This window comes from Geothrix sp. 21YS21S-2 (genome assembly GCF_030846775.1).
Taxonomy (GTDB): domain Bacteria; phylum Acidobacteriota; class Holophagae; order Holophagales; family Holophagaceae; genus Mesoterricola.
On sequence record NZ_CP132910.1, the window covers coordinates 4,653,892 to 4,674,759 of the forward strand.

Annotated in this window: 20 protein-coding genes; 14 read left to right on the forward strand and 6 right to left on the reverse strand. The window is 71.3% G+C overall.

Going from position 1 to position 20,868, the window contains the following annotated elements:
* Positions 1-5 precede the first annotated feature (5 nt).
* The 4 genes from RAH40_RS20505 to vorB all read right to left on the reverse strand — a co-directional run bounded on the left by RAH40_RS20505 (position 6) and on the right by vorB (position 4,249).
* Entirely contained in the window at positions 6-1,106 is a 1,101-nt protein-coding gene (locus RAH40_RS20505) for a triacylglycerol lipase (RefSeq protein ID WP_306599493.1), read from the reverse strand.
* Positions 1,103-1,354 carry a hypothetical protein gene (locus RAH40_RS20510; RefSeq protein ID WP_306599494.1) on the reverse strand — a complete coding sequence of 84 codons (252 nt, stop codon included), beginning with the start codon at positions 1,352-1,354 and terminating at the stop codon, positions 1,103-1,105. The genes RAH40_RS20505 and RAH40_RS20510 overlap by 4 nt, the downstream gene beginning before the upstream one ends.
* Before the next feature lie 70 nt (positions 1,355-1,424).
* Positions 1,425-2,849, reverse strand: a complete 1,425-nt coding sequence (locus RAH40_RS20515; protein ID WP_306599495.1) for a 2-oxoacid:acceptor oxidoreductase family protein — start codon at positions 2,847-2,849, stop codon at positions 1,425-1,427.
* Entirely contained in the window at positions 2,849-4,249 is a 1,401-nt protein-coding gene (gene vorB / locus RAH40_RS20520) for a 3-methyl-2-oxobutanoate dehydrogenase subunit VorB (protein WP_306599496.1), read from the reverse strand. Before vorB ends, RAH40_RS20515 begins: the two co-directional genes overlap by 1 nt.
* Positions 4,250-4,388: 139 nt before the next feature.
* On the opposite strand from vorB, the gene RAH40_RS20525 reads away from it, so the two are divergent.
* The 11 genes from RAH40_RS20525 (at position 4,389) to RAH40_RS20575 (ending at position 15,049) form a co-directional block, all read left to right on the forward strand.
* On the forward strand, positions 4,389-4,889 hold the full coding sequence (locus RAH40_RS20525) for a GNAT family N-acetyltransferase (RefSeq protein WP_306599497.1): 501 nt from the start codon (positions 4,389-4,391) through the stop codon (positions 4,887-4,889).
* Complete coding sequence (locus tag RAH40_RS20530; protein WP_306599498.1) at positions 4,886-5,266, forward strand: holo-ACP synthase; 381 nt, start codon at positions 4,886-4,888, stop codon at positions 5,264-5,266. The genes RAH40_RS20525 and RAH40_RS20530 overlap by 4 nt, the downstream gene beginning before the upstream one ends.
* Before the next feature lie 67 nt (positions 5,267-5,333).
* The gene (locus RAH40_RS20535; RefSeq protein ID WP_306599499.1) at positions 5,334-6,188 is read left to right on the forward strand and encodes a protein-glutamate O-methyltransferase CheR; all 855 of its coding nucleotides are present in this window, start codon (positions 5,334-5,336) and stop codon (positions 6,186-6,188) included.
* Positions 6,189-6,206: 18 nt separating this feature from the next.
* Positions 6,207-7,055 (forward strand): HDOD domain-containing protein, encoded by an 849-nt coding sequence (locus RAH40_RS20540; RefSeq protein ID WP_306599500.1) that lies wholly within the window; start codon positions 6,207-6,209, stop codon positions 7,053-7,055.
* A 32-nt stretch (positions 7,056-7,087) separates the two neighbouring features.
* Entirely contained in the window at positions 7,088-7,906 is an 819-nt protein-coding gene (locus tag RAH40_RS20545) for an HDOD domain-containing protein (protein ID WP_306599501.1), read from the forward strand.
* Positions 7,907-7,911: 5 nt separating this feature from the next.
* Positions 7,912-9,006 carry a chemotaxis response regulator protein-glutamate methylesterase gene (locus tag RAH40_RS20550; protein WP_306599502.1) on the forward strand — a complete coding sequence of 365 codons (1,095 nt, stop codon included), beginning with the start codon at positions 7,912-7,914 and terminating at the stop codon, positions 9,004-9,006.
* Positions 9,007-10,256: 1,250 nt separating this feature from the next.
* A complete protein-coding gene (locus tag RAH40_RS20555; RefSeq protein WP_306599503.1) occupies positions 10,257-11,003 on the forward strand; it encodes a hypothetical protein in 747 nt (248 codons plus the stop codon).
* A 46-nt stretch (positions 11,004-11,049) separates the two neighbouring features.
* Positions 11,050-11,490 carry a hypothetical protein gene (locus RAH40_RS20560; protein ID WP_306599504.1) on the forward strand — a complete coding sequence of 147 codons (441 nt, stop codon included), beginning with the start codon at positions 11,050-11,052 and terminating at the stop codon, positions 11,488-11,490.
* Position 11,491: 1 nt separating this feature from the next.
* Positions 11,492-12,289, forward strand: a complete 798-nt coding sequence (locus RAH40_RS20565; protein ID WP_306599505.1) for a prolipoprotein diacylglyceryl transferase — start codon at positions 11,492-11,494, stop codon at positions 12,287-12,289.
* Entirely contained in the window at positions 12,286-13,278 is a 993-nt protein-coding gene (locus RAH40_RS20570) for an RluA family pseudouridine synthase (protein ID WP_306599506.1), read from the forward strand. Before RAH40_RS20565 ends, RAH40_RS20570 begins: the two co-directional genes overlap by 4 nt.
* Positions 13,279-13,351: 73 nt before the next feature.
* A complete protein-coding gene (locus RAH40_RS20575; protein ID WP_306599507.1) occupies positions 13,352-15,049 on the forward strand; it encodes a cholesterol oxidase substrate-binding domain-containing protein in 1,698 nt (565 codons plus the stop codon).
* Here RAH40_RS20575 and RAH40_RS20580 read toward each other — a convergent pair.
* Both RAH40_RS20580 and RAH40_RS20585 read right to left on the reverse strand, forming a co-directional pair.
* Positions 15,033-16,280 carry a YhjD/YihY/BrkB family envelope integrity protein gene (locus tag RAH40_RS20580; protein ID WP_306599508.1) on the reverse strand — a complete coding sequence of 416 codons (1,248 nt, stop codon included), beginning with the start codon at positions 16,278-16,280 and terminating at the stop codon, positions 15,033-15,035. The genes RAH40_RS20575 and RAH40_RS20580 overlap by 17 nt on opposite strands.
* Before the next feature lie 8 nt (positions 16,281-16,288).
* Complete coding sequence (locus RAH40_RS20585; RefSeq protein ID WP_306599509.1) at positions 16,289-16,834, reverse strand: hypothetical protein; 546 nt, start codon at positions 16,832-16,834, stop codon at positions 16,289-16,291.
* Between the two features lie 141 nt (positions 16,835-16,975).
* On the opposite strand from RAH40_RS20585, the gene RAH40_RS20590 reads away from it, so the two are divergent.
* Genes RAH40_RS20590 through RAH40_RS20600 form a run of 3 tightly spaced genes read left to right on the forward strand, consistent with a single transcriptional unit; the run spans position 16,976 to position 20,854 of the window.
* Positions 16,976-17,491, forward strand: a complete 516-nt coding sequence (locus tag RAH40_RS20590; protein ID WP_306599510.1) for a rhodanese-like domain-containing protein — start codon at positions 16,976-16,978, stop codon at positions 17,489-17,491.
* Positions 17,492-17,510: 19 nt separating this feature from the next.
* A complete protein-coding gene (locus tag RAH40_RS20595; protein WP_306599511.1) occupies positions 17,511-18,755 on the forward strand; it encodes a DUF58 domain-containing protein in 1,245 nt (414 codons plus the stop codon).
* Positions 18,752-20,854: a transglutaminase-like domain-containing protein gene (locus tag RAH40_RS20600; protein ID WP_306599512.1), complete on the forward strand. Its 2,103-nt coding sequence runs from the start codon at positions 18,752-18,754 to the stop codon at positions 20,852-20,854. Before RAH40_RS20595 ends, RAH40_RS20600 begins: the two co-directional genes overlap by 4 nt.
* Positions 20,855-20,868 lie beyond the last annotated feature (14 nt).

Below are 20,868 nucleotides of genomic sequence, written 5' to 3' on the forward strand. Positions count from 1 at the left end.
CGATTTCAGGGGCGGATTCCATCCAGGAATCCGGCCCAGGCCCGGTAGAGGGGCAGGACCTCGTCCCCGTGCTCGGGGCCCATGCCCAGGATCTCGCTGTGGTCCCACCCGTCCAGGACCCCCATGTGGCTCCAGACGCCGGGGCGGGGGGTGCCGCCGTAGGGTTCCACGGGGTCGCCGCCGGGTCCGGCCATGCTGACGGTGTTCACCACGCCGTCGCTGCGGAACCAGTCGGGGCCGGCGCCCGGGGCCCTTCCGATGTACCGCGCGCCGGAGCGCCAGAGGAGGTTCATGTGCGGGGCGGGGACGTGGAAGCCGCCGGGGCCGGGCTCGGTCTTGGCGGTGGACCAGGAGAAGGCGTAGACGTCCGCGGGGAGCCGGACCCAGGCGTTGAGGTCCCGGGCGCCCTCCGGGCTCAGCTCCCGGGCGCTGAAGTCCGCCGTGCCCGCCCACAGCGGCGTGGCCAGGATCCGGTCCCGGTAGGCCTTCCAGCTTTCGAGGGGGAGCCGCTGCAGGCCCCACTGGTCGAGCTTGAGGTCGTACACGGAGCTGGCGAGGCCCCCCGCCAGGGCCAGGATGCGCTGGGCGACTCCTTCCAGGGCCTCGCGCTTGCGGGTGAGGGTGGTGCCCAGGTGGGGCGTGGCGAGGGTGGTCAGGCTCAGCACGCCGGGGTGGCCGCCCCGGAACAGGGGGCTCAGGTCGCCCTCCGGCGTGGCCTGGCGCTCCTCTTCGGAACCCTCGGCCAGGAGGTGGGCCAGGACCCGGATGGTCTGGCCCCCCATGCTGTGGCCGATGAAATGGACGCCCAGCTCCCAGTCCGGAAGGAGGCCCGGGTAGGTGCGGCCGAACCGGGCGTGGCCGAAGCGCTCCGCGTGGGCCCTGCCGTAGTCGACCGTGCCCCCCCGCAGCTGCGCGTAGACCTCGGCGGCCCGGTCCCAGTTGCTGGAGAAGGGGCCCGGCGCGGCGGTGACCGCGGGGTGGCCCTTGGCGCGCAGGTCGTCCTGGATGTCCCGGCCGGGACCGCCCCAGTACTTGATGCCGAAGGCCTCCTCGCGGCCCCACACGGTGAAGCCTCCCACCAGGACGATGGGCGCGCGGCGGATCATTCCCTTGGGAGCCTCTTCCCCATGGCTTCCAGCATATCCAGTACGACCTTGCACTGGTCGCAGTCGGCTCCGGGATCCTCGCAGGGGACCCCGTCGGACTGCATCTCGTGGCACCTGGGGTTCCGGGCGAAGGCCAGGAGGTCCTCCAGGAGCTTCTCCACCCGAGTGCGCAGGGGGCTCTCGGGCATGTCCCGGAGGGTGGTGATCATGCGGAGTTCGGAGGCGGTGAGGCTGATGGGTTCGAACACGGGGCTCTCCGGAAAGGGACGGGGGGCGCGGGCGGGGATTCCGGCCGCGCCCCCCGGAGGTGCTGAAGGGCTATTTGCCCAGTTCTTCCACGGCCTTGACGCCCCAGGCGAAGGCCTCCTCGTTGAGGGGGATGAGGGCGCACTTGTCCTTGAGCATCTGCCCGATGGCGGCCGTGAGGGTGGCCTTGGGGAAGATGCCGGTGGCCGCCTGGAGGGCGCCCAGGGCCACGATGTTCTTGACCACGGCCTTGCCCAGGTCCACGGCGATCTCGGTGAAGGGCACGCCCACCACCCTGACGCCGGGGTCGATGCCCGGGGGGACGTCCTTGACGATCGAGCTGTCGTAGATGATGGTGCCGCCCTTGACGACGGTCGGGCCGAACTTGGCCAGGCTGGGGGCGTTGAAGGCGATCAGGACGTCGGGGTGCGGGCTGGCGGGGTTGAGCACCTCGTCCTTGGCCACGTGCACGTCGGCGTAGGACGTGCCGCCTCGGCTCTCGGGGCCGTAGCTGGGGATGTGGGTGGCGTCGTAGCCCTCGTTGATGGCGGCGCGGGCGATGAGCATGGCCGCGGTCTGGGCGCCGTCGCCGCCGGAACCGGCCAGCTTCAGGGAGATGTCGGCGGGGTTCAGGTGGACGGGGAAGGCGTCGCAGTGGCGCACGGTGGTGTCGCTGGAGGCGCCCACGGCGTGGAGGAAGTGGTCGGCCTCGAAGTTCGGGGCGGGGCGCTTCCACCAGGATTCGGTGGCCAGGTCCTTCTTCACGCCCAGGGGGTAGATGGGGACCATGCACTCCTTGACCCACTTCTCGGTGTCCTCGGGGCTCATCTTGAGGTGGGTGGGGCACTCGGCCAGCACTTCCACGAAGGCGTAGCCGCGGCCCTCGACCTGGCACTGAACGGCCTTCTTGATGGCCTTCTTGGCCAGCCGCCGGTTCTTGGCGTCGAACAGGGCCACGCGCTCCACGTACACCGGGCCGTCCAGGCCCGCGATGACTTCGGCCATGCGCATGGGCTGGCCGTTGTACATGCTCCGCCCGTCGGGGCTGGTGGCGGTGGACTGGCCCATGAGGCTCGTGGGGGCCATCTGGCCGCCGGTCATGCCGTAGATGGCGTTGTTGATGAAGATGACGGTGATCGGGGCCCCGAGCTGCGCGGCCGAGACCGTCTCGGCCAGGCCGATGGAGGCCAGGTCGCCGTCGCCCTGGTAGCTGATGACGTTGGCCTCGGGGTTGCTGAGCTTGTGGCCCAGGGCCACCGCGGCGGCGCGCCCGTGGGCGGCCTGGGTGTTGCCCACGTCGAAGTAGTAGTAGGCGAACACCGAGCACCCCACGGGCGACACCAGCACGGTGTTCTCCTGGATGCCCAGCTCCTCGATGGCTTCTGCGAGATACTTGTGGGCCAGCCCGTGGCCGCAGCCGGGGCAGTAGTGGGTGGAGTTGCCCTTGAGGCCCGCGCCCTGGGAATGGCGCTCGAACTTGTCATAGAAGACGGACATCAGCGGACCTCCTTCGCCAGGATGGCTTTGACGTGGGCAAGGACCTCGGTCTGCTGGGGCAGCATGCCCCCGAAGTGCCGGACGTGGGACATGACGGGGAGCTGGGTGACGCCGGCCTTGGAGAGCGCCAGGCGGATCTCGTCCTCGAGCTGGCCGTTGCTGGCCTCCACGACGACCATGTGCTTGACGTGGGCCAGGTCCTTCATGAGCTGGTTGACCGGGAAGGGCCACACGGTGATGGGCCTGAAGAGGCCGGCCTTGATCCCCTGCCGGCGCAGGTCCTGCACGGCGCCCTTGGAGGCGCGGGCGGGGGTGTTGGTGGCGACGATGAGGATCTCGGCGTCGGCGGTCATGAAGGACTCGCTGCGGGTCTCGTTCTCCTCCATCTGCCGGTACTTGTCGTTCAGGTAGATGTTGTGCATCTCCAGATCGTGCTCGCTGAGGTAGATGGAGCTGATCAGGTTGCCGCGGTGGTCCGCGTCGCCGTTCACGGCCCAGGTGGGGATGCCGGGCTTGATCATGGCGGCGGGCAGGTTGACCTTGCCGGTCATCTGGCCCAGGTAGCCGTCGCCCAGGATGACCACGGGGTTGCGGTACTTGAAGGTGAGCTCGAAGGCCAGCATGGTCAGGTCGAGCATCTCCTGGGGGGTGCTGGGCATGAGGGTGATGGCGTGGGTGTTGCCGTGGCCGAGGCCGCGGCAGGCCAGCTTCACGTCGGACTGCTCGGGGGCGATGTTGCCCAGGCCCGGGCCGCCGCGCATGATGTTCACGAAGACCCCGGGGACCTCCGCGCCGATCATGTAGGAGACGCCCTCGAGCATGAGGCTGAAGCCCGGGGACGAGGTGAAGGTCATGCAGGGGTAGCCCGCGCCGCCGGAGCCGTACATGTGGTTGACGGCGGCCACTTCGCTCACGGCCTGCAGGAAGGTGCCGTCCAGCTTGGGCAGGAGCTTGGCCATCAGTTCGGCGCCTTCGGTGGAGGGGGTGATGGGGTAGCCGAAGACGTGGCGGCAGCCCGCGAGCAGGGCGCCCAGGGCCGAGGCGTAGTTGCCCTTGATGACCAGGGGCTCGGTCTTCGGCAGGGGGATCAGGGTGTTGGGGACGACCTTGGGCTCGGGGCGGGGGGTCTTGCTGCCGAAGAGCTTGGCGGGGTCCTGCAGCTCGAAGTCCACGTCCTGGGGGGTCTCGCGCAGGCCGTAGGGCTCGGGGCACGCGTCCATGCAGAGGCCGCAGGCGTTGCACGCGTCCAGGTCGATGACGACCGGCACGTAGCCCGTGGCGGCGTCGATCTCCTTGTCGAACGTGATGCAGTGCTTGGCGCAGGCGCTGATGCACCTGCCGCAGCCCTTGCAGTAGTCCGGCAAGAGGAACGGTTTGGGTCTTTCCTTCAGCTGAGCCATTTGCACTCTCCTCAGGGCAGGGTGGACGTATTGAAAATTAAGGGGTCTAGCCAACTCGACGCTGAAGTATCAAGCGGCGTCCCAGTGCAGGGGGTCACATTTGGACGCCACCTTTGTCATGATGTAGACCGGAGCCGCCATGAATTCGAATTCCGTGATCCGACCCATCTGCGCGGCCGACGACGGGGCCGTGGCGGCCATCATCCGCGCCGTGATGCCCGAATTCGGCGCAGACGGCCCCGGTTTCGCCATCCACGATCCGGAAGTCGATCACATGTCCGCCGCCTACGGCGGGCCCCGGGCGGCCTACTTCGTCCTGGAGGAGGGCGGAACGGTCGTCGGCGGGGCCGGGGTGGCCCCCCTGGAAGCCGGTCCCCCGGACATCTGCGAACTCCGGAAGATGTATTTCCTGCCCTCGGCACGGGGCCGGGGCCAGGGGGAGCGCATGATGCGGACCTGCCTGGACAGGGCCCGGGAGCTGGGGTTCCGCTCCTGCTACCTGGAGACCCTCACGGGCATGGACGCGGCCATGAGGCTCTATTCCCGCGTCGGGTTCCGGCCCATCTGCGCCCCCATGGGGGCCACGGGGCACCATGGGTGTGATAAGTGGTTTATGCTTGATCTGGAGGCGACCCCATGATCCTGGGGATGGGCACCGACATCTGCCCTGCCGCCCGGTGGGCCCACCTCCTGGACCGCTTCGGGGAGAAGGCCCTCCGGCGGGTCCTCTGCCAGGAGGAGGCCGATTACCTCCTGGGGGGGAACCGCCAGCGGCTTCCGGAGCGGGCCGCCGGCAGGTGGGCCCTGCGGGAGGCCTTCGGCAAGGCCCTGGGGATCGGCCTGGACGGCTGGTCCTGGAAGCAGCTCAGGTTCCTGGACGGGAAGCTGTGGGCTGAGGGAGAATTGGCCCGGATGATCCAGGACAGGGGGGTGGGCCCCATGCACGGCAGCGTCACCCATGACGGGGGAATCTCGTTCGCCGTGGTCATCCTCGAGAAGAAAGGTGACCGCGATTAATGCCTTTTGCCAATCCCGCCGATCCCGCATGATAAGAGACCGTCCAACCCCCACCCGGAACGCGTAGATGACCGCTCTCCCCACCAATCAGCAGATGAGCGTCCAGGACTTCCTGGCGATCCGGGAGTTCATCTACGCCAAGACGGGAATCTTCTTCAACGAATCCAAGCAGTATTTCCTGGAGAACCGGCTGAACCGGCGGATCCAGGAACTGAACATGAGCAGCCACCGGGACTACCTGGGGCACCTGCAGGGGCACGCCGGCCGGGAGGAGCTCAAGCAGCTCTTCAACGAGATCACCACCAACGAGACCAGCTTCTGGCGGAACCCCCCCCAGATCGAGGCCTTCCAGAAGATCGTCCTGCCCGACGCGGTGTCGCTGGCCAAGGCGCGCGGGGCCAACCGGCTCCGGCTCTGGTCCGCGGCCTGCTCCTCGGGGGAAGAGCCTTACACCCTGGCCATGATCTGCGCCGAGGCCAGGGACACGCTCCTGCGGGGCATGCAGGTGGAGATCGTCGCCACGGACATCTCCGAGAAGGTGCTGGCCATGGCCCGGGAGGGGAACTACGGCAGCTACACCCTGCGCAACCTCACGCCCGTCCAGATCAAGCAGCACTTCAACCAGCAGGGGCCGGACAGCTTCCTCGTCAAGCCCGAGCTCCAGCAGCTCATCAGCTTCCGGAACTTCAACCTGGTGGACTACGCCAACTACAAGAGCCTGGGCTCGTTCGACATCATCTTCTGCCGGAACGTCCTCATCTACTTCGACGAGGCGGTCAAGGGCAAGGTGATCAAGGGGTTCCACGAGGTCCTGCAGCCCAAGTCTTTTCTCCTTGTGGGGCACAGCGAATCCATCCACTCTTTCAACGTCGGCTTCGAGCTGCTTCACTTCAGCAAGGCCATGGGCTACCGGAAGCGCTGACCAGGAGGGTTCAACCAGATGCCCATCACACCCCAGGAACTGATCTCGAACCTCGGCGACCTGCCCCCGCTTCCGCAGGTGGCGGCCCAGGTTCTTCGCCTGGCCGCGGATCCGGATTCAACCACGGATGAGCTCCGGCGGGTCATCTCCTCCGACGTGGCCCTCACGACGCAGATCCTGAAGATCGCCAACTCCGCCATGTTCGGCATGGTGCGCGAGGTCAAGACCCTCACCCAGGCGATCATGACCCTGGGATTTTCCACCATCAAGAGCGTCGTCATCGCCTCCAGCGCCAAGAACCTCTACAGCCGCGGGGGCACGGGCCTCCAGGAGCGGGTGCTGTGGGAGCACGCGCTGGTCACGGCCCTCTCGGGACGCGCCTACGCCAAGGCCTTCCGGAGCCCCCGGGTGGAGGAGGTCTTCCTGGGCGGGCTCATGCACGACATCGGCAAGTCCGTCATGGGCATCAAGTTCACCGACCGCTACTCCGCGCTCGTGCGGAGCATCTACAACGGCGAGGCGGACTGCCTGGAATCCGAGCTCGACCTCTTCGGCTTCGACCACACCATGGTGGGCGAGGCCCTCCTGATCTCCTGGAACCTGCCCGCGAGCATGGTGCACGCGGTGCGCTGGCACCACGATCCCGGCCATGCGCCGGCCGAGGACCAGGCCCTCACGGCCTTCGTCGCCCTGGGCAACCAGATGGCCCTGGACCGCAAGGTCGGCCTCGGACGCCCCGAATCCCTCGCCCGCAGCACCCGTCAGGCCGTCGAACTCCTGGGCATCGCCCCCGAGGACCTGGAGGGCTACCAGCTGCAGGTCGTGGAGGCCCTCGAGACCGACAAGAACCTCATCCGGGACTTCTGACCATGATCACTTCCGAGCTCGTCCGCACGAGGGTGAGAACCCTCCCCAGCCTCCCCACCACGGTGGTGTCGCTGGGCCAGGCGGTCGCGGACGACCGGTGCAGCGTGGACCGGATCCTGAACATCCTGGCCAAGGACCCGGCCCTGTCGGCCACCATGCTGCGCCTGGCCAACTCGGTCATGTACGCCGGCGACCAGCGGGTCATGGACCTGCGCACCGCCGTGATGCGCCTGGGCTTCGAGGCCCTGCTGAACCTGGGCCGCACCGCCGCCATCATCCGCAGCTTCCGGGGCTCCAACCACATGGACCCCTTCCGGCTCTGGCAGCACTCCGTGGCGGTGGGCCTGGTGTCCAAGGGCATCTGCCGGCTCATCAAGATGAACCACATGGACGAGTCCGCCTACCTCGCGGGCCTCCTGCACGACATCGGCAAGATCGCCCTGGACCGCTGCTTCACTGAGGAATACGGCCCCGTGGTCCTGGCCATCGAGCGCGGCGACGCCTGCCTCGACGCGGAGTTCGGCAACCTGGGCATCACCCACGCCGAGGTGGGGGCCATGGTCGCCGAGCACTGGAGCTTCCCCGCGCCCATGGTCACCGCCATCCGCGACCACCACCAGGACCACCCGAAGGAGTTCCTTCCCGCGCTGGTGCAGATCGCCGATCTCCTGGTGCGCACCCGCATCCCCAACGGTCCCGCCGACGAGACCTTGATGTTCGCCCTGGAGGAGCAGCCCGCCTACCCCGTGGTCTTCGGCGGCGGGGACTTCGACGCCGAGCGCCTCACCTTCAGCATCGACGACGAGCTCGAGCACGCCGTCACCTTCGTGAAACTAGCCTTCCAGGATTGAATGCCATGGACCCCATCCGCGTCCTGATCGTGGACGACAGCCCCTTCATGCGGAAGGCCCTCGAGCGCATGCTCCAGGCGCCCGACATCGCCGTGGTGGGCTCGGCCCGGGACGGCCTGGACGCCCTGGAGAAGATCCCCCAGCTCAACCCCGACATCGTCACCCTGGACGTGGAGATGCCCCGCCTGGACGGCCTGGGCTGCCTCAAGCGGATCATGGCGGAGATGCCGCGGGCCGTGCTCATGGTCTCCAGCCTCACCCAGGAGGGCGCCGCCGCCACCCTGGACGCCCTGGCCTTCGGCGCCCTGGACTTCATCCCCAAGGAGAGCAGCCTCGCCAGCTCCAGCATCCTCCAGATCCAGCAGGACCTGCAGGAGAAGGTGCGCAAGCTCGCCCGGAGCCCCCGCTTCCAGAAGGCCCGGCCCGCCGCCCCCGCCCCGCGCCCCGGCTTCCCCGCGCTCCAGGCCCCTCCCGCCCCCGCGGCCCCTCCCGCCCATGTGGGCCGGGTGGGCGCGCTCGGCGGCCCGATGGCGGAGCTCCTGGCCATCGGGTGCTCCACCGGAGGGCCCAAAGCCCTCCAGGACCTGCTGCCCGGCATCCCCAGGACGCTCCCCGTCCCCTGCCTCATCGTCCAGCACATGCCCGGCACCTTCACCAAGGCCTTCGCCGAGCGCCTCAACGGCCTGTGCCAGGTGGAGGTCAAGGAGGCCGAGCACGGCGAGACGGCGCGCCCCGGCGTGGTGTACATCGCCCCCGGCGGCCACCACATGCTCTACCGCCAGCGCGGCCTGGGCGGCTCCATCGAGCTGAGCGCCGAGCCCGCCTCCAGCCTCCACCGCCCCAGCGTGGACGTCCTCTTCCAGAGCATCGCCGACCAGTGCTCCCGCCAGGTGCTCGCCATGATCCTCACCGGCATGGGCAGCGACGGCGCCCGGGGCATGGTGTCCCTCAAGGCCAAGGGCGCCCACACCCTGGCCGAGGCCGAGGAGTCCTGCGTGGTCTACGGCATGCCCCGGGCCGCCTTCGAGAAGGGCTGCGTGGACCAGGTGGCTCCCCTCCAGGACATGGCCGGGATCCTGCGCAGGCATTTCCAGATCTAGCGACCATGGACCCCGTCCAGACCGCCGTCACCGCCTTCCTGAACGCCGTCCAGGCGGCACAGCCCCTGCCGGAGCTCCCGGCGGCCCCGCAGGCGGTCCTCAACGCCCTCCTGGGCCAGGACGTGAACCTGCGGTTCCAGGGACAGACCGCCGCAGGCCTCCAGTTCACGCTGCCGTCCGGCCAGATCCTCACCGCCCAGGGCGACTTCCCCTACCCCGAGGGCACTCAGCTCCTGGTGCGGGTCGCGGCCTCCGACGGCGGCACCATCCGGCTCCAGACCCTCCAGGCCCTGCCCCCCTCCCCCCCCGCCATCCTGGCCCCCCTGCTCCAGGGCGAGGCCCAGCTCCTCCAGAACCGCCTCACCCAGCCCGCCCCGCCCCCGGAGCTGGAGCCCCTGGTGCAGCTCTTCCGCCTCCTGGGCGGCGCCCTGCCCGCCGAGACGGGCCCGCAGCCTTCCGCAAACGCGTCAGGGCAGGCTCCAAACCAGGCGACCGCGCAAGGAACAGGGCAATCCGCTCAGCAAACAAGCGGCCAACCTGCGCCGACCCCAGGAACCGCATCGGAATTGCCGTCCGGAGCGCAGCCGGGGGGACAGCCTGGAGCCCAACCGGCGGGACCCTCAGGCACCCAGCTGGGGACCCAGCCACCGGGGCCACTGGGGGTTCAGCCGGGAGCGCAACCGCCAGGACAGCTTGCGGGGCAACCGGCAGGGCAGGGGGAAGGACAACCTGCAGGACAACCAACAAAGCAAGCAATCGAGCAACCGATCGCACCTTCGACGACCCTGGCACCCAATCAGCCAGCTCCTCAGCCAGCCACCCAAGCAACCACCCAAGGAACCACCCAAGGGACCACCCAAGGGACCACCCAAGCAACCACCCAAGCAACCACCCAAGGGACCACCCAAGCAACCACCCAAGGGACCACCCCAGGAACCACCCAAGCAACCACCCAAGGGACCACTCAAACAACCACTCAAGCAACCACACAAGCGACCGGTTCACTCCCGACCAACCCACCGGTATCTCAACCGGCCAACCCAACCGACCTCCCACCCGGGACCCAGACCCCAGGTCAGCCTGCTGGATCCACAGAAGCCCAACCCTTCCTTTCACCTACGCAGACGGCTGACCAGCCTTCCGGCCTCCCTTCCCTCGAACAGGCATCCCAGGGCTCCGGATCCCTGGGGCTGACCCGGCCGGCTGAAGGCCTGGCCCATTCCGGAAGCCCCGCGCCGCCGTCCCAGGCGGTGGAGGATCTCATCGCCCTGGTGCAGGCCAGGCTGCCCGGCTCCCAGGAGGCGCTCCGGGCGGTCCTCAGGGACCTGCCCGAACCGCAGGCCCTGGCCCTGCGGGCCCTGCTGCGGGGCGGCGCCCCGGATCCCGCGGTGGTCCAGGAGGCCTCGGTCCGGGTGCAGACGGCCCTGGCGCGCAGGGCGGATGCGCCCCAGGGGCAGGCCGACGCGGTCTCCCAGCTGCTGCGCGGGCTGGTGCGGGCCCAGGCGTCCACGGCCGCCCTGCCCGGGGCGCCGGAGACCTGGGAATCCTGGATCAAGGCGGGAGTGAAGGCCCTTTCCGACCCGGGCGTCTCGCCCCGGGAGGCGCCGTTCCACGCGGCCCAGGCCAAGGAGGGGACCGCCTTCTACGAGCTGCCGCTGCCGTGGGCGCCCCAGGCCCCGCTGCAGATGTGGGTGGAGTCGGACGCCGGGGGCAAGGGCCGCGGGAATCCGGAAGGCGCCACCACCCGGGTGCTCCTGGGCCTGAACTTCACCCGGCTCGGGGAGACCCGGCTGGGCATCGCCAAGGGGGCCGGAGGGCTCCAGGTCCGGGTCTGGGCACAGCACCCCGAGGCGCTCCTGGCCGCCCAGGCCGGAATGGAGGACGAGCTCAAGGCCCTGGGCGTGCCGGTGGACCTGCGGATCCAGGGGCTGGAGCCGGGGCCCGTGCCCAGCATCCGGAGCCTCACGGGGGGCGCCGGCTTCCAGGTCCTGGGGTGAACGGGGCCGAATGATGGCATGCTGGTAGTTCGATCTTAGGAAACCCATGCCCTCCCTGGAAAACCCACCACCGGACCCCGAGCGTCGCCGCGAAAGGCGATGGGGCCGGTCCGCCGCCGTCCTGGGGGTCCTGGTCCTGGCCGCTTCCGTTCCGGCGGTGCTCCACCTCCGCAGGCTCGCGGCCCTGCCCCAGGGGCCGGTGGACCACGGGCCCCTGCCGGAGGCGGTGAGATCCCGGGCCATGGCGATCCTGGACCGGCACCTGGAAGGCGCGGTCCTGGAGGAGGTGCGCCAGGGGCCAGTGCGGGAGTTCCACATCCGGGGCCGCTCCCGGGCCCCGCTGGCCCAGGAGTTCTACGCGGGCTTCCGGCCGGCCATCACGGACCGGCTCATGCCGCTCCTGCGGCCCTACGGTGAGATCATCAGCTTCGACATCGCGGCCCTGGACCTCCCCCCGGCCCGGCTGCGCCCCCTGCCCAAGGACTAAGATGCACCCAATCCTCTTCAAGATCGGCAGCTTCCCCGTGGGGACCTACGGGCTCATCCTGACCGTCGGGTTCTTCCTGGCGCTCGCCCTGGCCCAGCGCCTGGGGCGCGGGGACGGCATCCCCGCCGAGGGGATCTCGGACCTGGCCATCTCGCTCCTCCTGGGCGGGATCGTCGGCGCCAAGGTCCTGATGATCGTCGTCGACCTGGCCAGCGGCGTGCCCCCTTCGCAGATCTTGGACCTAGGCTACCTCCGGGCCGGCGGCGCCATCCACGGCGGCGTCATCGGCGGCCTCGCCGTCTTCTTCTGGCGCATGCGCAAGCTCAAGCTGCCCCTGGCCGGGACCCTGGACGCCCTCACGCCCGCCGTGGCCCTGGGCCAGGCCATCGGGCGCCTGGGATGCTTCTCCGCGGGGTGCTGCTACGGCACCGAGTGCCACCTCCCCTGGGCCGTGACCTTCACCAGTCCCGACGCGCACTGGCTTTCGGGGACGCCCCTCAACGTGCCGGTGCATCCGGTGCAGCTGTACACCCTGGCGGCCAACGCCCTCGTCCTGGGGACGCTCCTCCTCACGGGCCGCCGCCGCCGCTTCGCGGGGCAGGTGGGGGCCCTGTATTTCGTCCTGGAAGGGGTAGGGCGCATCGTGACCGAGATCTGGCGCGCCGACCTGGACCGGGGCTTCCTGCTGGGGATCCCCTGGCTCTCCACCGGCAGGCTTACGGCGCTGGCCTTCGTGGCCTTCGGCGCCTTCCTTTGGTTCTGGTATTCGAGGGCCCCGCGGCCCGAGGTTGCATCATGAGCGGTTCCATCTCCCACTTCCTTCCGACCGGCGCCCCGCGCCTGGACCGGTTCCTCACCGAGATCCACCCCGAGATCGCCCGCTCCCGCTGGGACGCCTGGGTGCGGGGCGGCAACGTCACGATCAACGGCGTCGTGGTCACCAAGGGCGGCACCCGCGTGCGCAGCGGCGCGACGGTGGAGACCGTCCTGCCGGATCTCGTGCCCCCCGCGCTCCTCCTGGAGCCCGAACTCATCGACCTGCCCACCCTGTTCGAGGACGAGCACCTCTGGATCATCGACAAGCCCGCGGGCATGGTGGTGCATCCCGGCCCCGGCCACGCCGGAGGCACGGTCCTGAACGCCCTCCTGGGGCGCCTGCGCGCGGCCATCGCCCCGGTCGAGGAACTGCCCGAGGAGGGCGAGGACGAGATCCCCGCGCCGCTCTGGCCCGGCCTCGTGCACCGACTGGACCGCTACACCACCGGGTGCCTGGCCATGGCCAAGGACCAGCCCACCCAGGCCGCCCTGCAGGCCCAGTTCAAGGAGCGGACGGTGGAGAAGCGCTACCTGGCCGTGGTGCGCATGAGCCGCAAGCTTCCGGAGGTGGGCAGCATCCTCGTGGACGAGCCCATCGCCCGCCACCGCGTGGACCGCCTCAAGATGACCGTCAACGCGTCCGGCCGCCCCAGCCAGACCCGCGTGCGGGTGCTGGCCAAGGCCTGCGGGCTGGCCCTGGTGGAGTGCGAGCTCCTCACGGGGCGGACCCACCAGATCCGCCTGCACCTCTCCCACCTGGGCGCGCCCATCCTTGGGGACCCCGTGTACGGCGGCGCCAGCGCCTGGCTCGATGCCGACAAGCGCCACTTCGCCTGCCCCCACCCCATGCTCCACGCGTGGAAGCTCTCCCTGGACCACCCGGCGGACGGGAGGCGGCTGGACCTGAAGGCGCCCGTGCCCGAGGGGTTCACATCGATCCTGAAGCTTTTGGGGATTGCCACGCCCGCGTAGGGGACCCACACTGGGTCAGGTTGTTTAAGATTATTATTTTTAATATTTATATGTAACTTATCGGATATTGAAGATGAGCAAGGGACGTCCCCTCCCCGGAGTCTGTGCCCCCGGCCTGACCCGCCGCCGCTTCCTCGGCGCCGCCGGCGCCCTGGCCTTCGGGCCCGCCCTCCTGCACGGCCGGGATGGCGGTCCCGTTCCCGCGGCGCTGCCCGTGTCCGCGCGCCGCGAGTCCTTCCTCAACTGGAGCGGAGAGATCCGGGTGCCCGACGCCTGGACCGCCGCGCCCCGCACGCCCCAGGAGGTGGCCGGGCTCGCGGACTGGGCCCTGGACCGCGGGTGGCGCCTGCGGGCCCGGGGCATGGGCCACGGCTGGTCCCCGCTCCTGGCGTCCTCGGGGCGGCCCCTGCCTCCGGCCCTGCTGGTGGACCTCACGGCCCACCTGGACCAGGTGCGGGTGGAGGGGTCCACCCTCACGGCCCAGGCCGGCGCGAGCCTGGACCGCCTGTGGGAGGCGGCCGGCGCGGCGGGGCTCGCCGTGGCCTCCACGCCCGCGCCGGGGAACCTGACCCTGGGGGGCGCCCTGGCCATCGGGGCCCACGGCTCCGTGCTACCGGGGCCGCCGGTGCAGGGCTGGACCTGGGGCTCGCTCAGCAACGCGGTGCTCGCCCTGGAGGCGGTGGTCTGGGATCCGGGGACGGGGCGGCACGTGGTGCGGACCTTCGGGCGGGCGGATTCGGAAATAGGCCCCCTCCTGGTGCACATGGGCCGGGCCCTGGTCACCTCCGCCACGCTCCAGCTGGGCGCGGACGTGAACCTGCGGTGCCTGAGCACCACGGACGTCCCCGCCTCCGAGCTCTACGCCCCCCCGGCCCTGGCGGGGCCCCGGAGCTTCCAGGCCCTGGCCATGGGCTCGGGGCGGGTGGAGGCCACCTGGTTCCCCTTCACGGAGTGTCCCTGGGTGCGGGTGTGGTCCGCCGAACCGGAGCGGCCCGCGGGTTCGGTGGCCCATGACGGGCCCTATCCCTACACCTTCGCCAATTGGGTCGGCCGGGACGACTCGGACGCCGCCGCCGCGTGGCTCCGGGAGTCGCCTTCCCGCACCCCGGCCTTCCTGGGCCTGGAGCGCGCCCTCGCCCATGCCGGGCTGGACCTCACCGGCACCCGGGACGTGTGGGGTCCCTCCCGGTTCACCACGCTGCACGTCAAGCCCTCCACGCTGCGCTACCACGTGAGCGGCCACGCCATCCTGTGCCGCAGGGCGGACCTCCAGCGGGTGGCCAGCGAGTTCCACCGGGCCGTGGAGGATCTGCTGGAGGCCGCCCGGGCCCGCGGCGCCTTCCCGGTGAACGGCCCCGTGGACCTGCGCGCCACGGGCCTGGACCACGCGGCTCCGGGCCAGGCCGAGGCCCTGCTGTCCCCCATCCGCCCCCGCCCGGACCATCCGGAGTGGGACTGCGCGGTGTGGGCGGAGGTGCTGACCCTGCCCGGCACGCCCGGAGCCATGCCGTTCTACACGGACCTGGAGGCGTGGATGCTGGGCAACTACACGGGGGACTACGCCGCGGTGCGGGTGGAGTGGGCCAAGGGCTGGGCCTATTCCCCCGCGGGCCCCTGGACCGGGCCCGGGATGCTGGAGGGGCACATCCCGCGGGGGTTCACGGAGGGCTACGGGAGGGGCTGGCGCGAGGCCCTGGAGGGCCTGCGAGCCCTGGACCCGGCGGGGATCTTCGGCAGCCCCTTCCTGGACCGGCTCACGAAAGCGCGATGACGTCCATGGGGGTCGGGGCCTCCGCGGACTTCTCGCTGGTCGCGCGAAGACGCGAGGCCATGCCCACCAGCATCACCCGCACCGTGTCCGGGAACTCCCGCAGGAGCTGGGCGAAGTTGCGGGCGTGGATCACCACGCACTGGCAGGGGCCTTCCGCCACGGCGGTGGCGGAGCGGTCCAGGCCCAGCAGGAAGGTCATCTCGCCCAGGAAGCTGCCGGGGCCGATGCGGGCGATCTCCCGGTCCCCCTTGAGGATCCGCACGGTGCCCGCGAGCAGGTAGAACATCTCCACGCCGGGCTCGCCCTCCCGGAAGAAGACGTGGCCGTCCGGGGCCTCCAGGAGCAGGTGCCGATGGCCGGGGTAGCCGCGGCGGGCCTTGCCCTCCATCAGGCGCTTGATGGCCACCGCGTCGCCGCGGTGGCAGGCCGCGGCCACCTCCACCCCCAGGAGGAGCATCGCCATGGACACGTAGATCCAGATCACGATGAGGAACAGGGACTTGAACGAGCCGAAGGCCACGCCGTAGCTCTGGTCGAGGGTGAGGAACCAGGTGAAGGCGGGGCGCAGCAGGAACCACAGGACCGTGGTGGTCAGGGCCCCCGCCAGCAGGTGGCCCCGGCTGGCGTCCCGCGGGGCGTACACCGCCATCAGGCCCGTCACCAGGGCCGTGCTCACCGTGAAGGGCAGGGCGAGGCCCAGGGACACGCCCCGGGAGCCCAGGAGGGAGGCGTTGAGGAAGTGCAGGAAGACGCCCGCCCCCGCCAGGGCGGCCAGGGCCGTGAGGGACGCGACGCCCCCGGCCAGGTCCAGCAGCTTGACCAGCCACAGCGAGCGCGTCTCCCGCTCCTTGAAGATGCCCCGGACGATTTCGCGCAGGGCCGAGACCAGGGGCGACACGGACCAGGCCAGCACCAGGAGGTTGAGGAGACCGGCCGTGCCGGGGTGGCGCGTGAGGGCGGCCACGTCCTCCAGCACCCGGTCGGCCTGGCCCGGCAGCATGCGGGCCAGGTAGTCCGTGAGCCGCTGGTGGGCGGCTGCCGAACTGCCGGTGATCAGGCCCAGGATGTAGGTGAGCAGGAGCAGGGCGGGGATGAGGGCCAGCAGCGTGTAGAAGGCGAGGCTGGAGGCCTGCCGGAGGCCCCCGTTGGCCTGGAACCCCGCCAGGGCTTCCAGCGCCGTCTCCCAGGCGTGGTGGGCCAGGTCCGCGGGTCGGGGCCGGCGCTCCCCCATGGGTGGCCTCAATCCGTTCCCACGGTGACCGTGGCCCGCGCCGAGGCCGACGGGTCCGCCGCGGAGGTGGCGGTGACGTGGTAGACCCCGGGCCTGCGCGGGGCCGTGTACCGGCCGTCCGCGGTGATCTCGCCGCCTTCGGCCTCGTCCACGGTCCACACCGCGGCGTCCCGGGGCAGGCCGCGCATGCGGACCCGGAAGGCGATGGAGGAGCCCGGCGGGATGCGCGGCGAATGGGGTTCCAGGACGGGGCTGGGCAGCACCCGCACCTCGAGGGTCTGCTTGTGGCCGGGGGTGCGCAGCACCAGGTGGTAGGTCCCGGCCGCCTCGGGCGGAACATAGGTGACGCGCGGACCCTGGCTGTTGAGAAGGCCGCCCCCGTACATCTCCTGCACCTCCCACTCCGGGTCCGCCGCAGCGTCGCCCGGGGTGCGGGCGGAGAGCACGAGGGTCTCGCCCACCATCACGGCGGGGGCCTCGGGTTCGACCACCAGCTGCCTGGGATCCCGGCCTCCCCCGCAGGCGGCCAGCAGGGCCACGGCGGCGATAAGCACTCCTTTTCCCACTGACGTTGCGGCTTCTTGCATCGGTTCGATCATCCCACAGGTTTATAATGGCCTGGATCCCGCCCTTGGATGGCTCTTCGAGATCACGGTACCTCCAGGGTAGGCAGAAACCAGCACCGGAGGCGAACCATGTTTGATCCCCAAGCCCTGCTCCCGGCACTGAAGCCAGCGCTCCTGGCCGGGCCGGGGGCCGCGGGAGACTGGCTTTCCCGCCCGGAGGCCATCTATCCCCTGGCAGGCGCGTTCCTGGCGCTGCTGGTGGTTGTCGTTCTTAAGTGGTCTGATTTCACTAGTTGGAAGCGGGCCCGCCACAAGGAGGTCTTCCGGCCCATCGATCTGGAACAGGTGCTGCACGGCCAGCCGCCCGTCGTGGTGGACCTGCGGAGGCCCGACGATTTCAACGGGCCCCGGGGGCACATCCGGGGCGCCTACAACCTCCCCGTCAACCACCTGGTGTGGGGTCTGGCGGACATCGCCAAGGACAAGCGCCAGCTGGTGGTCCTGGTGGACTACGACGACCGGGTCTCCCACGTGGCGGCAGCCGACCTCCAGGCCAACGGCTACAGTTGGGTGCGGGTCCTCCGGGGCGGCATGCGGGCCTGGCTGAAAGCGAACCTGCCGGTGTCCGTGAGCGGGCCCCGCTGACGAAGGAGGGGACCGCGGGATGAAGCCGCTTGCCGGGCTGAGGGAGGGTTTCCCCGTCACCTTCGCGGGGTGGAGCCTCCTCGCGCTGGCCGGGGCGGCCTTCTGGTTCCAGGGCGTGGGCAGGCTGGACCTGGTCCTGCTCGCCGCCAGCGTCCTGGCGGCGCTTCTCGTGGCGGGCCTCTGCGTGGCCACCGTGGCCGCGGCGCTCGTGCTGCGCAGGCGCGCCGGGGGCGGCCAGGGGCGCATGAGCCTCGAATGCGGAGCCTGGAATGCCACGGGCTTCCGGGTGCCCCTTTCGCGGTGGCTGCCCTTCCTGCGGGTGCGCGTGGCCTGGGAGGCCCCCGGGGACATCCAGGCCGACCTGCGCCTGCCCTCGGGCCTGGAGCACGTGCTGCCCCGCCGGCGGGCCCTGGCCCCCTCCGTCACGCGAACGGTGCGCGTGGGCGACATCCTCGGCCTTACGGAGACCGGCTGGCGCGCTGCGGAGGCCTCGGCCGCCCGCATCCTCCCCGAGCGCGCCCTCCTGGACCCCGGCGCGGTGTTGAGCGGCCTGGTGCAAGGTGAGGATCAGCCCGATCCCCGGGGCGGCCCCCAGGGCGACCGGGTGGACATCCGCAAGTACGGCCACGGCGACCCGCTGCGCATGATCCTCTGGAAGGTCTACGCCCGCACCCGCAAGGCCTTCGTGCGCGTCCCCGAGAGGGCTCTGGAGCCCGCGCCCCGGGTCTGCGCCTACCTTCCCGCCAGCCCCTGGGACGAGCCCCCGGCGCGGCTTGCGCGCACGCTCCTGGAGCGGGGCCTCCTGGGCCCGGGATGGCGCTTCGGGGCCGACGGGGCCGAGGACGCCGAGGACCTGGACCGGGCCCTGGAAGCCCTGGCGAAGTCCGGTTCCGCGGGCGGGGCAGGGGGCTTCCCGGCCTTCCTGGAGCGGGCCCGCCGGGACGGGTTCGGCGCCTGCATCCTCCTCCTTCCCGGCAGGGACGGTCCCTGGGTGGCCGCGGCGCAGGCCGCCCTGGCCGCGGCGCCCCTGCGCATCCACGCCGTCTTCGCCCTGGACGGGTGGCGCGAGCCCGCGCCGTCCCGGTGGCGCCGCGCCTTCCTGCGGCCGGCGCCGTCCGGAGGGGCCGCCCCGGACGAAGTGCTGGACCTGCTGGGGCGGCTCGTCCTTCCCCACATGGAGGCGACCCTTGTGGACACCCGCAGCGGCGACGTGCTGGTCCAGCCCCAGGCCTACCTCCGCAAGCTCGCCGGGAGGCCCGCGTGAGGCCGCGGCTGTGGACCTGCCTCCACGCCGCCCTCTGGATGGCGGTGGTGGCCCTGGCCGCGGCCAGCTATGCCTTGACGGCGGGCGTCGCCGCGGCGGCGCTGGGGGCGCTCCTGGGGGTCCTCGCCGGGCCCCGGCTGGCCGCGAGCCGCCTTCGCACCTGGGCCGTGCCCCTGCCGCCCCTGGCCTTGGCCGCCGCCGCGCTGCTCCTCTCCGCCCTCCTTTCCCGGTGGCCGGGCCCGGCCCGTCTCCTGGGCCCCCGGGCGCTCTACGCGCTGGCCGAGTGCCTTCCCGCCCTGGCCCTGCCGCTGGCCCTGGTGGGCGCGCAGGAGGCCCTGGCGCGGCGCCACGCCGCCTGGAGGATCGCGGGGCTCACGCTGCTGGGAGCGCTCTTCGCGTCGCTGTTCGCGGCCCACCGGGAGGGTTTCCTCAACCGGCCCTACTTCCTGGTGGACCCCCTCTGGGGCCACGGGCTGGATCCCCTGCCGTGGTTCCTCCTGCTGGGCCTGGCCCTGGCGGCGCTGCTGGCCCTGGTGCTGGCGGGCGCCGACGCCACGCGCAGGTCCCTGGCGGGCACGGCGATGCTGGTGGCGGCCCTGGCCGCGGTCTTCCTGGTCCTGCCCCAGCGCCACCTCAAGCAGGTCACCGAGCTCCACCGGGTGCTGGGGGACGGGAAACCCCAGGAGGGCGGTGGCGGAGCCTCCACCGGGGGCGAAGGCCAGACCCCGCCCGACAGCTTCGAGAACCAGTCCGACCAGCCCTCCGACGCGCCCCTGGCGGTCGTCGTCTTCCACAACGACTACACGCCCCCCATGGGCGCCTGCTACTTCCGGGAGACCGCCTTCAGCGCCTTCAACGGCCTCCGGGTGGTGCAGGACGCCGGCGGGCGCTTCGACACGGATCTGCCCGCCCTGGGCGCCAAGGCCGATCCCGCCTTGCGGGGCCGGGAGGTGCGCACCACCGTCGCCGTCATGGCCGCCCACGCCAGGCCCTTCGGCCTGGTGGGCCCGGTGTCCTTCCGGGAGACGGGGAACCCCGACCCCAAGCGGTTCTTCCAGGCCTACGACGTCGTCTCGAAGGTCTGCACCCTCCACCCGAAGGATCTGGTGGGGACGCCCGTGGGGGACCCCGCCTGGACCCCCGAAACCCTCGCCCACTACCTCGAGGGTCCGGCGGATCCCCGCTACCGGCAGCTGGCGGACCGGATCCTGGAGACCCTGCGCGACGACCTCCGGGAGGACCGCTTCGCCCAGGCCCTGGCCGTCAAGCTGTGGCTGGACGCCAACACCACCTACAGCCTGGACACCACCCACGGCGCCAGCCCCGACCCGCTGGCCGACTTCCTCTTCGGGGACCTGCGCGGGCACTGCGTGTACCTCGCCCACGCGGCCTGCCTGCTGTACCGCGCCGCGGGCGTCCCGGCCCGGGTGGCCGCGGGCTATGCGGCGGATCCCTCGTTCCGGTTCGGCGGCGCCTCGCTCATGCTGCGGGCCTCCAATGCCCACGCCTGGCCCGAGGTGCGCCTCCAGGGTTACGGCTGGACGCCCCTGGACATCACCCCGGCCAGGAGCGAGGTGATGCCCCAGCAGGCCCCGGACAAGGACCTCCAGCAGATGCTGGGCGAGATGGCCATGTCCGAGAAGCCCCCGCCGCCGCCTCCCCCCGGCCTGGAGCGGCCCCCCTTCGAACCCGCCGCCCTGGCAAGGATCCTGGGTCTGGCCCTGCTGGCCGCCGCGGCCCTGGCGCTCCCGGCGGCCTACGCCGTCAAGCTCTGGCGCCGCTTCGCGCCGGCCTTCTGCGGCCCCGGGAACGTGCCACGCCTGGCCTACCGGGCCGCCCTGGACGCCGCGAGCGCCTCGGGCCTCGCCCGGGCCCGTGGAGAGAGCCGGGAGGCCTTCGCGGCCCGGGCCGCCAGCCCCGCCTTCTCGGCCCTCACGGCGCTCCACCTGCGCTGGGCCCTGGGGCCTCCGGGCGCACCGCCCGCGGCGGAGTGCCTCCGCCTGGCCCGGGAGGCCCGGGGCCAGTTCCGCGCCGCCGCCCATCCCGCGCTTCGCGTCCTCGCGTTCCTGAACCCCCTGGCCTGGGCCCGGGTCCACTGATGAAAGGTGCCGCC

Bases quoted from the DNA above. Each gene is read 5' to 3' on its own strand.
- vorB (WP_306599496.1), bottom strand. From the start codon at position 4,249: ATGGCTCAGCTGAAGGAAAGACCCAAACCGTTCCTCTTGCCGGACTAC.
- RAH40_RS20535 (WP_306599499.1), top strand. From the start codon at position 5,334: ATGACCGCTCTCCCCACCAATCAGCAGATGAGCGTCCAGGACTTCCTG.
- RAH40_RS20560 (WP_306599504.1), top strand. From the start codon at position 11,050: ATGCCCTCCCTGGAAAACCCACCACCGGACCCCGAGCGTCGCCGCGAA.
- RAH40_RS20550 (WP_306599502.1), top strand. From the start codon at position 7,912: ATGGACCCCATCCGCGTCCTGATCGTGGACGACAGCCCCTTCATGCGG.
- RAH40_RS20565 (WP_306599505.1), top strand. From the start codon at position 11,492: ATGCACCCAATCCTCTTCAAGATCGGCAGCTTCCCCGTGGGGACCTAC.
- RAH40_RS20505 (WP_306599493.1), bottom strand. From the start codon at position 1,106: ATGATCCGCCGCGCGCCCATCGTCCTGGTGGGAGGCTTCACCGTGTGG.
- RAH40_RS20540 (WP_306599500.1), top strand. From the start codon at position 6,207: ATGCCCATCACACCCCAGGAACTGATCTCGAACCTCGGCGACCTGCCC.
- RAH40_RS20525 (WP_306599497.1), top strand. From the start codon at position 4,389: ATGAATTCGAATTCCGTGATCCGACCCATCTGCGCGGCCGACGACGGG.
- RAH40_RS20530 (WP_306599498.1), top strand. From the start codon at position 4,886: ATGATCCTGGGGATGGGCACCGACATCTGCCCTGCCGCCCGGTGGGCC.
- RAH40_RS20595 (WP_306599511.1), top strand. From the start codon at position 17,511: ATGAAGCCGCTTGCCGGGCTGAGGGAGGGTTTCCCCGTCACCTTCGCG.
- RAH40_RS20575 (WP_306599507.1), top strand. From the start codon at position 13,352: ATGAGCAAGGGACGTCCCCTCCCCGGAGTCTGTGCCCCCGGCCTGACC.
- RAH40_RS20570 (WP_306599506.1), top strand. From the start codon at position 12,286: ATGAGCGGTTCCATCTCCCACTTCCTTCCGACCGGCGCCCCGCGCCTG.
- RAH40_RS20590 (WP_306599510.1), top strand. From the start codon at position 16,976: ATGTTTGATCCCCAAGCCCTGCTCCCGGCACTGAAGCCAGCGCTCCTG.
- RAH40_RS20580 (WP_306599508.1), bottom strand. From the start codon at position 16,280: ATGGGGGAGCGCCGGCCCCGACCCGCGGACCTGGCCCACCACGCCTGG.
- RAH40_RS20515 (WP_306599495.1), bottom strand. From the start codon at position 2,849: ATGTCCGTCTTCTATGACAAGTTCGAGCGCCATTCCCAGGGCGCGGGC.